Source organism: Clostridium pasteurianum, from assembly GCF_001705235.1.
Taxonomy (GTDB): domain Bacteria; phylum Bacillota; class Clostridia; order Clostridiales; family Clostridiaceae; genus Clostridium_S; species Clostridium_S pasteurianum_A.
In genome coordinates this window covers 1,817,803-1,830,992 of the sequence record NZ_MCGV01000001.1, presented here as the reverse complement: position 1 = coordinate 1,830,992, position 13,190 = coordinate 1,817,803, and the positions used below count along the sequence as shown (strand labels likewise).

Annotated in this window: 11 protein-coding genes; 7 read left to right on the top strand and 4 right to left on the bottom strand. The window is 30.9% G+C overall.

Translation table 11 applies throughout. The annotated features are described in order from the left end of the window. The first annotated feature begins 113 nt into the window (after positions 1-113). The gene (locus BEE63_RS07970) at positions 114-1,121 is read left to right on the top strand and encodes a LacI family DNA-binding transcriptional regulator (RefSeq protein ID WP_278286429.1); all 1,008 of its coding nucleotides are present in this window, start codon (positions 114-116) and stop codon (positions 1,119-1,121) included. Positions 1,122-1,378: 257 nt separating this feature from the next. Here BEE63_RS07970 and BEE63_RS07965 read toward each other — a convergent pair whose 3' ends face one another. Next, complete coding sequence (locus BEE63_RS07965; protein WP_081312490.1) at positions 1,379-2,437, bottom strand: alpha/beta hydrolase family protein; 1,059 nt, start codon at positions 2,435-2,437, stop codon at positions 1,379-1,381. A gap of 33 nt (positions 2,438-2,470) precedes the next feature. Continuing rightward, on the bottom strand, positions 2,471-3,958 hold the full coding sequence (locus BEE63_RS07960) for an MFS transporter (RefSeq protein ID WP_242874741.1): 1,488 nt from the start codon (positions 3,956-3,958) through the stop codon (positions 2,471-2,473). A 337-nt stretch (positions 3,959-4,295) separates the two neighbouring features. On the opposite strand from BEE63_RS07960, the gene kduD reads away from it, so the two are divergent. Beyond that, a complete protein-coding gene (gene kduD / locus BEE63_RS07955) occupies positions 4,296-5,078 on the top strand; it encodes a 2-dehydro-3-deoxy-D-gluconate 5-dehydrogenase KduD (RefSeq protein ID WP_066020884.1) in 783 nt (260 codons plus the stop codon). Positions 5,079-5,233: 155 nt separating this feature from the next. Beyond that, positions 5,234-5,641: a hemerythrin domain-containing protein gene (locus tag BEE63_RS07950; RefSeq protein ID WP_066020883.1), complete on the top strand. Its 408-nt coding sequence runs from the start codon at positions 5,234-5,236 to the stop codon at positions 5,639-5,641. Positions 5,642-5,732: 91 nt separating this feature from the next. Here the strand turns inward: BEE63_RS07950 and BEE63_RS07945 are convergent, their stop codons facing one another. Continuing rightward, positions 5,733-7,181 carry an MDR family MFS transporter gene (locus tag BEE63_RS07945; protein ID WP_066020882.1) on the bottom strand — a complete coding sequence of 483 codons (1,449 nt, stop codon included), beginning with the start codon at positions 7,179-7,181 and terminating at the stop codon, positions 5,733-5,735. A 170-nt stretch (positions 7,182-7,351) separates the two neighbouring features. Further along, the gene (locus tag BEE63_RS07940) at positions 7,352-7,804 is read right to left on the bottom strand and encodes a MarR family winged helix-turn-helix transcriptional regulator (RefSeq protein ID WP_066020881.1); all 453 of its coding nucleotides are present in this window, start codon (positions 7,802-7,804) and stop codon (positions 7,352-7,354) included. A gap of 215 nt (positions 7,805-8,019) precedes the next feature. Between BEE63_RS07940 and BEE63_RS07935 the strand changes: the two genes are divergently transcribed. The 4 genes from BEE63_RS07935 (at position 8,020) to BEE63_RS07920 (ending at position 13,173) form a co-directional block, all read left to right on the top strand. Then, positions 8,020-11,535, top strand: a complete 3,516-nt coding sequence (locus BEE63_RS07935) for an efflux RND transporter permease subunit (protein WP_066020880.1) — start codon at positions 8,020-8,022, stop codon at positions 11,533-11,535. A gap of 182 nt (positions 11,536-11,717) precedes the next feature. Beyond that, positions 11,718-11,951 (top strand): hypothetical protein, encoded by a 234-nt coding sequence (locus BEE63_RS07930; RefSeq protein WP_066020879.1) that lies wholly within the window; start codon positions 11,718-11,720, stop codon positions 11,949-11,951. A 14-nt stretch (positions 11,952-11,965) separates the two neighbouring features. Further along, positions 11,966-12,229 carry a hypothetical protein gene (locus BEE63_RS07925; RefSeq protein ID WP_066020878.1) on the top strand — a complete coding sequence of 88 codons (264 nt, stop codon included), beginning with the start codon at positions 11,966-11,968 and terminating at the stop codon, positions 12,227-12,229. Positions 12,230-12,486: 257 nt separating this feature from the next. Next, entirely contained in the window at positions 12,487-13,173 is a 687-nt protein-coding gene (locus BEE63_RS07920) for a response regulator transcription factor (RefSeq protein ID WP_066020877.1), read from the top strand. The last annotated feature ends 17 nt before the right edge of the window (positions 13,174-13,190 follow it).

The following is a 13,190-nucleotide window of genomic DNA, read 5'->3' as shown; positions in this document are numbered from 1 at the left end:
ATGGTATAATTTTTATATTATTTATGAACGTTTACAATGAAAAGGCAGGTGGGTTAACGATTATATATAGAGTTTCTAAATAAACACTTGTATATAGAAATTTTTTACAATATATTAATCGGAAAAATATGGTTAGTATTAAGGATATAGCAAAGTACTGTGGAGTTTCAGCAATGACTGTTTCTAGAGCTTTAAATAATAGGAGTAATATAGCAGACGACACTAAAAATAAAATATTGAGAGCATGTAAGGAGTTAAATTATAAGCCTAATTATGCTGCTAAAAGTTTAATAACAAAAAAAACTATGATGATAGGACTTGTTATTCCAGATATTGCAAATCAGTATTACGCTAATATTAGTAAGGGTGTAAGTTCATATATTGAGGATAGGGGTTATGGACTCATATTGTGTAGTAGTGATAGAAAAAAGATAAATGAAATTAAGTATTTAGATTTTTTGGTCGGAGGACGGGTTGATGGAATAATAATTTTACCTGTAAAACCACAAAAGGAAGATTATAAAGATATAATGGAACAAGTGCCTATAGTTATGGCAGATAACTTTGTTAAAGGATTAAGAGTGAATTTTGTTGGAAGCGATAACTATATTGGTGGCTATAAAATTGCTCTACATATGTTAAAACAGGGTTATAGAAAAATTGGTATGATATTAGGTGATAAAAAGTCAACTGCATCTAATGAAAGACTTAAAGGTTACAAGAATGCTCTTAGTAAGTACGATATTAAATACGATGGTAGCATAGTGATTCATAGTGATTCAATGTTTGAAGATGGATTTAAAATTGCGGGGAAACTTATAAAAAAGGGAGTAGATAGCATATTTTGCATAAATGATACTGTTGCTATGGGTGTTATGAAATATTGCTATGAGAATAATATAGAATTGCCTAAAAAGCTTGGTATTGCTGGATATGATAATATAGAACAATCATCTATGCTTACAATTCCACTCACAACTGTTGATCAAAAGCATAAGAAGATTGGTACAATAGCGGCTAAAATGCTTATAAATTGCATTAAGGAAAAATCTAATAAAATTGAAAAAGTCGTACTTGAACCTACTTTAGTTGTAAGAAAATCCTGTGGAGAAGGAAGATAAAAATTAAGAATTATCATTGCTTTTATTCTAAACGGAGTAACAATGCTGAAGGAACGATTTAAAAAAATCTAATAAATCTTGATGAAAAAATCGTAAAATACTTAGATATTTCAATTTGTTTGAACGCTAGTGAGTTATTGAAATATCTTAGGATTTTACGATTTTTCCATCTTAGATTTATTAGATTTTTTTAATGTGATGAAGCATTGTTACTTCGCAGCCTTAATTCTTAATTTTCTAAAGTTAGGTTGTTTTAACTATAAAAATTCCTTGAAGAAACTATTCATTTTTTCACCATTAAATTCATGGATTCCTTCAAATATATGATGATATAATTTGTTTTCGCAATTTAAAAGGTTATAAGCCTTTCTAGTTATGGCAAGTTGTTCGTTTACATCAGTCATACCCCTGCTGCCATTTAGGGGATCATTAGTTCCACTTTCAATTAGTAATGCTTTTGGAGCAACTAAAGCACCTAAATCACCCATTTCGATTAATTTCCATAATCCTGGTACAAAGTTACATCCGCAAAAGTTAGTTTTCATGAGAGCATCTTTAAAACTATGAAAATAACCACCTATATAAGCTGCTTTTATTCTATCGTCTAGTGCTGCGAGCCATATTGATTGAAGACCACCACCTGAAAATCCAATACAGCCTACATTATCAGTATCACAATAATCTAAAGTTTCTGCGTAATCGATTATTCTAATTAAGTCCCAGGTCATCATGCCAAGTAGAGATTTTCCTAAAGATATCGCAGCATTATTAATTGCATTGCAAGAATTCTTTATAAGATCTTCGTCTGAATCCCCTTGATTCATCCATTCACGTCTTTCACCAAAACCTCTTGCATCGTTGCAGAATACAATGTAACCTTGTTTTACTAATTTTAATCCGTAATCGCAATTATATTGTTCAACACTCTTTTTTACTGCTGGAATTTCATATCTTCCTGCTGTTGAATCTTTTGCGCAGCACCCATGTCCATGAGCTGCTATTATGCATGGCCTTTTTTCTCCAGGTTTTATGTCATTAGGAATAAGTACATACATAGGCATAAAAACATTTTTTTCTGTCTCAAGTATAACTTTTTTTCTTGTGTAACCATCAAGTTTTTGGGTTTCAAGGGTTTGAGGATTTAAGCCACATTTTTTTATAAGTGTTATGCCAAGTAGTTTTTTCAATCGTGGTATAAGATCATTTTTCCAGGCTTCTAATTCTGCCTTGCTGGCTGAGTCTAATTTATATTGCCTTGAATTTAGATTATATGTTTCTATTAAACTATCCATTGTACAATAATATTTTTGTATCATACTAATGCATCTCCAATTAAATATTTATTTGTTTTATTCATTTTTGTAGCCTACGTTGTTATGTCCCCAACATTTTTCGTATTCCCATCCTGTTAATTCTTTAAATACTTTTTTAACTTCTGGTGTAGCATCATTCATTGAACCGCCGTTTTTTAATCTACCTATTTCAGTTACAAGTATCTTATGATTTTGTGTATTTAATTTTAGCTTAACAGTTGCAATCCAAGCTATTGCAAGTAATACAAATGGAACAACTACTGTTACAATCATAATTCCCATTATTGCACTGTGGGATTGTATGCTAACACCTTTTTTGAATCCAAAAGCACTAAGTACTATTCCAAGAACGGCTGCTTCTACGGCTGCTGCTACTTTAGAAAGTAAACTGTTAACACCTGTAAATATACCTTCTCTTCTATGAGCAGTTACAGCTTCATCGATGTCTGCCATAAATGTTAACTGGTATGTTGGTACGAAATCAATACCAGTTCTACCAAGTGTATTTATCATAGCAAAAATAGTTAATAAAACAACTGTGTATGAAGAATGGCCTGTAAGTGCTAAAGCAGTATAGCCTATAAGCGATATGAAAACTATAACGGTTGATATTCTGAAAGCCTTAGGTCCACCTTTTTTATAAGCTATTGATATATAGGCAACTAAACCTATAGCTGATATTAATGTTGCAGCACTTGATATATATGATGTTGTTACTGAAGAAAGCATAAGAACAAATATTACATAGTATGTAAAAACGCCAGATGTAAGCTGCTTAAAAATTCCGCCAAGTCCCATCATTACACAATGAAGTCTAAAAGCTCTTATTCTTAAACTTGATGTTATATCTAAAATTAATTTTTTGAAAATCTGACCTATAGAAGTTGCAGAGTCTTCATAGCTAATGTCTTTTTGTTCAAATGTTAATGCGTATTCAACTAATAGGGCTAAGCTTATTACAATAGCGTACATTAATCCAGTAAGAAAAAACGATTTAGGAGAATTTTTTCCGTAAGCTAAAAACATTCTTCCAGGTATGAAAGCGGATAAAGTACTTGCTAGGATTCCAACATATTGTTGAGCACCAATTAATTTAGATCTTTCACTTGCAACTTTTGTCATTTCAGTTGGTAAAGTAGCTGAAGGTACTATTATCATTGTGAATATTGCTTCGTAAACTAAGTTTAATATAAAATAAAAACTAAAAGGATGACCGGTTGTCCATAATATAGGGAATATTACCAATATTAAAGGGGCACCGATAAGTATAAAGAATCTTCTTCTTCCAAATTTTTTACCTAAAAACGTTTTCCCAAAGTTATCACTTATAAATCCCATAACTGGATTACAAACACCGTCTATAAGTCTTGCACATGAGAAAATCAAACCTGCCTGAACAGGACTTAAAACACATAATGTTGTATAGAAGTACATGAGCCATGCAGATATAAGAGTTTGTGCTCCACCACCTAAAAAATTTACACATGAATAACCTATAATATTTTTTAATTTTAACTTTTTCATCAGTAAAAACTCCTTTTACTTAATATTTAAGGGTTTGCTTCGTGTTAACGTTAACATTGTAAACGATATATCATTGCCACTAATATATATTAAATAAACTATTATGTCAAGGTTTAAATTTTGTTTTTGAAGTATGGAAATATACTAACATATAAGTTTTTTATTATCATAAATATAAAATAAATTTTAAAATGTAAATTTATTAATTATAAATATTTGTTGACTCAAAAAAATACATGATATATAATTTAAGTAAAGTACGTTAACGTTAACATTAAGTATATATATGCGATTAATCATTTATATATGTAAAATGATGAAGGGATGTTATAATAATATGGATTTTTCAATAAAGGATTTTTCAATGGACTTTTTTTCGTTAAAAGGGGAAGTTGCGATAGTTACAGGTGGAAATACAGGACTTGGACAAGGATATGCCCTTGCACTTGCTAAGGCAGGAGCAGATCTTTTTATAGTTACCCATGGTACTAATTGGGATGAAACTAGAAAGCTTATAGAGGACGAGGGAAGAAAAGTTCACTTTTATCAAGCTGACTTATCTAAAAAAGAAAATATAGCTGGCATAGTAGATAAGTGTATGGAAGTCTACGGAAGAATAGATATACTTGTTAATAATGCAGGAACTATAAGAAGAGCTCCAATTGAAGAATACAAGGATGAAGATTGGGAGTATATAATAAATACAAACTTAAATTCAATTTATTATTTAAGCCAGAAAGCTGTTAAAGTAATGTTAAAACAAGGTTCAGGTAAAATAATAAATGTTGCATCAATGCTTTCATTTCAGGGCGGAAAATTTGTGCCACCATATACTGCTTCAAAACATGGTGTTGCAGGATTGACTAAGGCATTTGCAAATGAATTAGCTGAGAAAAATATTCAAATAAATGCAATAGCTCCAGGTTATATAGCAACTAAAAACACTAAGCCTATAAGAGAAGATGCAGAGAGGAATAAAGAGATATTATCAAGAATACCAGCAGCAAAATGGGGTTATCCATTTGATGTAATGGGAACTGTAGTATTTTTAGCTTCAAGAGCATCTGATTATATAAATGGTCATATTTTGGCTGTAGACGGTGGCTGGTTAGTTAGATAAAGAAAAATAATTAGGATAAGAAGTTTTCATAATGGAGGCTTCTTATTTTTATATTAAAAAATTTTAAGATTGGTAACATAAGATACAGAAGTTTATGGTTATGCTGGGTTACAATGTATGTATAAAATTTAAAACATGATTAGGAGTGATTTATAATGTATATTGATAATCTTAAAAGACAGCATACTGATATATATGAAAATATAAAAAGTCTTAAAAATTTTATAAATGGTAATGTTAGTGAAGAGAATGCCGCTGAAATAGCTAGAGATGTAAGTGTTTTGGCGGGAATTTTAAAGGTACATTTACAAGCTGAGGATAAATTTTTATATCCTGATTTATTAAATAGTGATGACAAAAATATAAATAAAGTTGCAAAAGAATATATAGATGATATGGGCAGTCTAGGAAATGAATTTGAGCAATATAAAAATAAGTATAATACAAAAAATAAAGTTTGTGAAAATATCGTAGATTTTAAAAATAATACCCATAGAATAGTAAACTTAATTCAGAATAGGCTTGATAAAGAAGACAAATATTTATATCCACTAATAGGATAAAATAGAAAGTGTATTTTTATATACATAGCGAAGAATCTATTATAGGATTTAATACTGAAAAATGAATTTCGGTATTAAATCTTTTAAATTGTTAAGCTTTAGCAGTAGGTTCTTTTTTATTTAAATTCTTTATAAATAAAGATAGTATTAAAGCAGCGACAAGAACAAAAGTTTCAATTAAAAAAGTATTGTGTACTCCAAATACTAAACTTAAGGCTTGTTTATTTTTAACTGTACTGCTTGCATTAAGTAGATATTTATTTTGATAAGAACACATAATAGCAACAAATAGAGAAGTACCAAAAGCTCCTGCTATTTGTTGAAGAGTATTCATTATAGCAGTACCATGAGGGTAGTATTTTGGGGATAATTGATTTAAACTATTTGTTTGTACTGGTGTATTTATAAGTCCAACGGCTATTAGTGATAAGCAATGTAAAACTATAATTGTTGGAATTGCTATACTCAAGGATACAAAATGTGAAAGTAACAAGAAAGCAATAGTTGATAGAGCAAATCCAGGTATAATTAAAGCCTTAGGTCCAAATTTATCATATAAGTGACCTGAAATTGGTGATATTACTCCGTTGATAAATCCACCAGGAAGCATAAGAAGTCCTGCAGTAAAGGCAGTAAGACCTAAAGCTCCTTCAAGAAACATTGGTAAAACAAGCATAGTTGCAAAATTAATCATGTGCATGATTATCATAAGTATGCAGCCAAGACTAAACATAGGTTGCGCAAAAGGTTTCATATCTAGCATAGGTTCACTCATTTTTATTTGTCGCAAAACAAATCCAGCTAAGGCTATACAACCAATAATTATAGGTAGTGCTATTAAATATGCATGAATGCCTCCAATATTACTAACACCGTATATGAATCCACCAAAACCAATAGTAGATAGTACAATGGAAAGAATATCTATAGGTGGTTTTGTAAGAGTTGTTACATTTTCAATATACTTAAATCCTAAAATTAATGATACAACTGAAAAAGGCAATACTATAAGAAATAACCATCTCCAATTGAGTGATTGAATAATAAGACCAGAAACTGTTGGACCGATAGCTGGTGCGCAGAACATTACAAGATTAAATATTCCAAGTGCTTTTCCACGTTTTTCTATTGGATTTATAATTAATAAGGTATTAACTATAGTTGGTATTAAAATACCAGTTCCAATAGCTTGTATTAATCTAGCAATTAGTAGAACTGAAAAGCTTGGTGCTATAGAACTTATAATTGTTCCAAACAAAAATATTGTTACAGAGCTTAAAAAAAGCTGCCTTGTAGTGAAAGTTTGAATTAGTAATGCTGAAACGGGGATTGCTATACCCATAATAAGCATATATCCGGTACTGAGCCATTGAACGGTGTTTGCGGATATACTGAATTGAACCATAAGGCTTTTTAATGCCATGTTTAATAGAGTTTCATTAAGCATACATAGAAAGCCAGCTAATATAAGTGAAATGCTTATTGGCACTACATTATATTTGGGCTCATTATAATTTTGTTCATCTAAAAGTTCTTCCATTAAATCATTCCTCCATATTATATTTAAATTAACTTTCCGCAAAATTTTATAGTAGAAGTGTGGGTAAATTTATAATATCTTAATAAAAAATAATCAGACCAATTGCCCATATACAGCTTTATATTTTATATATGGGAGATTGATGAATTATAAAATTTTGTAGAAAGATTTTAACTGTTTGAATTAAGGTTCTTTTCTTCTATGTCTATATTTTCTTCAATTGTCTTTAGGGTATTTATAAATAAATCTAGTTGTTCTTTTGAAATATTGTTTATGAGTTTTTTAAATAAACTTTCAACGAAAGGATATACCTCTTCTTTTAATTTTTTTCCTTCTGGTGTGCCATAGATTAAAAATGAACGTCTATCTTCAGCACATTTTTTTCGTAGTATTAAGTTTTTTCTTTCAAGAATATCTAATATCCTTACTAGTGTAGCTTGATCTTTATGAACTTTGATGGCTAATTGTTTTTGATTTATACCATCTTGATCTAATAGATAAAGCAGCACTGACCACTGTTCTGTGGTTATATTATATTTTTTCAGATTTAAAGACAAAAATCGTAATATCTTTCTATTTATGTAGTTTATATTCATGCCAACGGATTTATCGAGAGATGTCATGAGCTTATACCTCCTAAAATATATGATATACATTTAATTATTGCACATATAGTTAGTACACTAATTATATGCTAACGTAATAAAAAAGTCAAATTTTATGATTAGACTTACAACTTTGTAAGCTTTTTTTAAGCATAATAAATTCAACAAGTTTATCTTCTTATATAAAATTATATTTAGAATTAATTTTATATAAGGAGAGGGATGATGAAATTTTGAATAGATTAACTAAATTTTCCCTAAAAAATGCTTTTGTAATATTTTTAATAATAGTACTTATTACTATTGGAGGCTTGTATTCAGCAAAGAATATAAACATGGAATCCATGCCTAATATAAATATACCAGTGGTAACAGCTGTAACCGTGTATCCAGGGGCATCACCAGAGGAAATTAACAGTGATGTATCTAGTCCAATTCAAAAATCAATTTCAGGTATTGCGGGAATACAGGATGTAAAAACTACTTCAAATCAAAATGTATCTATTGTAGTAGCTGAATTTGATTATTCAGCAGATATGGATAAAGCAGAAAAGGACGTAGAAGATGCAGTGAATAGGGTTAAACTTCCAACTTCTGCACAAAAAACCACAGTATCAAGAATAAGTATGGGAAGTACACCTATAATGACCTATTCCATAGAAAGCAGCAAGGGTATGGACGAGATAACAAAGTTGGTAAATGATAAAATAGAGCCAAAGCTCAGTGGAATTTCTGGTGTTTCCAGTGTAGATATACAAGGAACATCTAATGGTGATATATATGTAAATGTGGATAATGATAAGTTAAAAAGTAATGGACTTACACTATCAGATGTGAAAACAGCTCTTCAAGGTAATAATATATCTTTTCCAGCTGGAAGCGTTAATATAGGAAATAACACACTTCCTATACAAATGACTAAAAAGCTTTATACAATTGCTGATATAGAGGCGATGCCAATAGCGGTACTTCCAAATCAAAATCAGGTAGTTGGTGATGCTTTTCAAAAAGTGCAGAATGGAATGAATCAATTAGGACAAGCAGTTGGGCAGTTAGGACAAGGAATGGGACAGATGGGGCAGTCCATGGGGCAACTAGGACAATCCATGGGACAATTAGGTCAGGCGGTTGGGCAGACAGATCAGATGGTTGGAGGAAATACAGAGGCTATTGCTGTACTTGGACAAATGCAGAAGGCAGAGGCTCAAATAATTTCAGAGCAGCAGGTTTTAGCAAATCCAAAGTTATCGGCTAAAGATAAGGAAGAGGCACAAAACGTAATATCAGGAGCAGAAGCTGGACTTCAGGCTGCACAAGTTCAATTAAATAAAATAATGGGTGAACAGCAGCAGAATAGCAAAAATTTATCTAGCATGGCCAAACCATCAGCTTCATCATCTATGGGAAACCTACAGGAAAATAGCGGCCTAAAAAATGTAAATGCTACTTCTAATAATACAGAAGCTTCACCACAGGTAAAAGTTGTATATCTAAAGGATGTAGCAGCAGTAACAAAAGGAAATGTTAATGCGACTTATTTTGTTAGATCAAACGCTAAAAATTCTGTGGTAATGAACATTTACAAAACTGATGATGGAAATACTGTAGATATTGCAAAGAATGTGGAAAGTGCTCTTAGCGATTTGGAAAAATCCAATAGTGGGGTTAAATTTAACAAGATAAGTGATTCTTCTTTAGATGTTAAACAGTCCGTAGATGGAATGGTTAGAGAGGGAGTTTTAGGTGCACTTTTCGCAGTAATAGTTATAGCTTTGTTTTTGAAAAATATGAGAGCGACTGTAATAGCTGTGATTTCAATACCACTTTCAATACTTATAGCACTTATATTGCTACCTAGATTTGGAATAACCTTAAATATAATGTCTCTTTCAGGAATGGCAGTGGCTGTAGGTCGTATAGTAGATGATTCTATTGTTGTTATTGAAAATATTCACAGAAGAATCTTAAAACATGATACAGAAAAGGAAAATGTTATTCAAACAGCGGTAAATGAAGTTGGTTCAGCAATAACATCATCTACAATAACAACTGTTGCAGTATTTTTACCACTAGCAATGATAAGCGGAATGGTTGGAAAAATATTTGTGCCTTTTGCTGTGACTGTTGTAACATGTATTTTAGCATCTCTTCTAGTTGCACTAACGGTTGTTCCGGTGCTTAGTAAGGTTATGATATTGAATGAGAAGCCAAGAATTGAGAAGGGTGAAGGTACTGTAGTTAGGTTATACAAAAAGATATTAAATGGTGCCCTTAATCATAGAGTATTAGTTATGTCAGCTTCAGTTATATTATTTGTATTTTCACTTTTGCTTGTAAAGGGCATTGGAATTCAATTTTTACCATCAGATTCATCTAATACATTAAATGCAACGATAACTACGTCTCCAGGAACTTCAGCAGAAAAAACTAATGAAGAGGCGATGAAGTTTGAAAAATACGTATCAGGCAGGAAGGATGTAAAAACTATAGCAAGTACAATTGGAGATAACAGTTCAAGTTCAACTTCGCCTTTGTTTATTCAAGGTAGTAATTCCGGTAAATTTACTATAGTACTCAAAGATGGAGTTAACTATGATAAGGTAGGAAATGAAATAATAAAAAAAGCTCAGCAGATGTCTAACAGCAAGGTTCAATTTTCTGTCACTGCTAAAAGTTTTACTAGTATGAGCAAGGATAATGTTGAAATATTAGTAAATGGAAATAATATTAAAGATATAACTACAGCCGCCGATAAGGCAACGGATGCGCTTAAAGGTATGAGCGAACTATCCAATGTAACCAATACGCTTTCAGCAACAAAGCCAGAAGTTTCTGTTTCAATAGACAGCAGTAAGGCAGCGGCAGAGGGGCTTTCACCGCTTCAAGCAGCAGGAATGGTTAGTGGCATGATGAACTATACTAATGTGACTACAATACAATCTGGAAATGATGATATAAATGTATATTTAGGATATGACAATAAGGATATTACTTCTTTAGATAAAGTTAAAAATATTCAGCTTCAAGGAGCACAAGGGAGTTTTAACTTAAGTGATATAGCTGACGTTAAAGTTGATAATGGACCTGTAAGTATAGCTGAACTTAATGGAAATGAATATGCTTCTGTTACTGCTGATATAAATATAAAAGATACTAATGCAGCATCACAAAAAGCCATGGATAAAATAAAGTCACTTAAAGGGATGCCTAGTGGTGTTACATTTACACAAAATGGGAGTGCTAAAAATATAAGCGACAGTTTTTCACAGATGGGAATGGCAATACTTGCAGCTATATTTATGGTTTACATGGTAATGGTGGTTGCCTTTGGAGAACCTAAAGCACCTTTTGCAATATTGTTTTCGCTTCCATTTGCAGCTATTGGAGCAATATTTGCATTATTTATAACAAGACAGCCATTAGGAATTCCGGGACTCATAGGAATGCTTATGTTAATAGGAATAGTTGTAACTAATGCAATAGTGCTTCTGGATAGGGTACAAAACAATAGGAAAAAAGGAATGAAGGTAAGGGAGGCTTTACTTGAAGCAGGTTCCATAAGAATTAGACCTATATTTATGACGGCAATAGCAACGGTAATGGCACTTATGCCGCTTGCAGTAGGTTTTTCTGAAGGAGCAGTAATTTCACAGGGACTTGGCATAGTAGTTATAGGTGGGCTTGTAGTATCTACAATTCTTACACTTATAATAGTTCCGGTAATGTACAGCATTTTAGAGAGAGACTAAAAAAAATTTGAATTTAATGGGGAACAGCAGGTGTAATTTTGACCTGCTGTTTTTGTGATTGAAAAAGTTTAAAACATATTTTTAATCTAAATAAATTTTACATTTAAAATGGTTGCTTTTATAATATAAGTTGTAACATACATATATTGCGAAAATTAATTTTCAAGGGTAAGGAGGAAAAGATGATAAAACTAGGAAATGCACTTATTATTTTAGCACTTATAATGGCTTTAGTTTTTGCTGTTATTGCAATAGTACAGGGATATAAAGGTATGAAGATGAGTAAAAGTTTTGATACATCTGGTAAAAAAATAAAATTTGGTTATTGGCTACTTTCAGCGATACATATGTGGGCGGGTATTATAATAGCTTTGTGTTTTTTGATTGTAGGAGTATTGATTTTAAATAATTTATAAAGGAGGTAATCTAAATGCTATTTTTGCTTGCTTTGTCATTTGTTCTAGCTATAATTGGAATCATTATTGGTGCTATTTGTTTTATAGGAATATGTCTTATAATTATTGGCGGTACAGGTATAGCAATGAATAAAATATACTTGAAACAGATGAAAACTCAAAATACAGTAACAAAATATTTATTTAATAAAAGTTCAATAATTTTAGGAATTATGTTTATGTTATTTCCGTTAGGATATGTTTTAGCTAAGATTATTTTTTCATTATCATCAAAATAATTATAGTTTATAGTATAAACATAATCTATAGTAAATTTAATACATAATATTGTTTTTGTATTTTAAAAGCTGTACAGCATTGGTGCTGTATAGCTTTTGTTGGCTTTATACCATACAAAAATAATAAATTAAAATTTGTAAAAAATATAGATAGCGTAAAACTTAAATCACCATCTCCAATTTAAAGTTGTTTAACAATATTCTGAAGTTTATAATATAGCTATAGAATTACGGAGAGCTTAAGTTTGGAGGAAACTATGTATAAAATTTTATTAGTAGAAGATGATAAAAAACTTTGTGAGCTTACAAAAGAATATCTTACAATGTACGGCTATGAGGTTTTTGACATAAAAAATTTTAAAAGAATAGAAGAAGAATTTGATGAAATAAAGCCAGACCTTGTTCTTCTTGATATTAATTTGCCTTATTATGATGGTTATAATTTATGTAGAATATTTAGAAGGAAATCAAAAGCACCAATAATATTTATATCTGCTAGAAGCAGTGAAATTGAGCAAATAAGAGGGCTAGAAATTGGAGCGGATGATTATATAACAAAGCCTTTTAGCTTTGAGCTTCTACTTGCCAAGGTTCAGGCATCTATTAGAAGAATATATGGTGAATATTCTGAGGATAGTCTTCAGGTTTTTACGGTTAATGGTATAACTATAGATAAAAATACTTTTAAAATGATACATGGTGATAAATCTGTAGATGTTACTAAAAATGAACTTAAACTCATAAGCAAGCTTTTAAAAAATGTAGATAAGGTTGTCACTAGAGAAGAACTTTTGGAAGAGCTTTGGGATGAGTCTTCATTTGTGGATGACAATACACTTACAGTGAATGTTACAAGAGTAAAAAATAAATTAAGTGAAATAGGGGTAGAAGGTGCTGTTAAAAATAAACGAGGCATTGGATACTATATAACGTTTAAAAAATAATTATAATATGAGGGTAG

What these genes read in the sequence shown, in the direction of transcription:
- BEE63_RS07965 (WP_081312490.1), bottom strand. Translation starts at nt 2,437, where the DNA reads ATGATACAAAAATATTATTGTACAATGGATAGTTTAATAGAAACATAT.
- BEE63_RS07960 (WP_242874741.1), bottom strand. Translation starts at nt 3,958, where the DNA reads ATGAAAAAGTTAAAATTAAAAAATATTATAGGTTATTCATGTGTAAAT.
- kduD (WP_066020884.1), top strand. Translation starts at nt 4,296, where the DNA reads ATGGATTTTTCAATAAAGGATTTTTCAATGGACTTTTTTTCGTTAAAA.
- BEE63_RS07950 (WP_066020883.1), top strand. Translation starts at nt 5,234, where the DNA reads ATGTATATTGATAATCTTAAAAGACAGCATACTGATATATATGAAAAT.
- BEE63_RS07945 (WP_066020882.1), bottom strand. Translation starts at nt 7,181, where the DNA reads ATGGAAGAACTTTTAGATGAACAAAATTATAATGAGCCCAAATATAAT.
- BEE63_RS07940 (WP_066020881.1), bottom strand. Translation starts at nt 7,804, where the DNA reads ATGACATCTCTCGATAAATCCGTTGGCATGAATATAAACTACATAAAT.
- BEE63_RS07930 (WP_066020879.1), top strand. Translation starts at nt 11,718, where the DNA reads ATGATAAAACTAGGAAATGCACTTATTATTTTAGCACTTATAATGGCT.
- BEE63_RS07925 (WP_066020878.1), top strand. Translation starts at nt 11,966, where the DNA reads ATGCTATTTTTGCTTGCTTTGTCATTTGTTCTAGCTATAATTGGAATC.
- BEE63_RS07920 (WP_066020877.1), top strand. Translation starts at nt 12,487, where the DNA reads ATGTATAAAATTTTATTAGTAGAAGATGATAAAAAACTTTGTGAGCTT.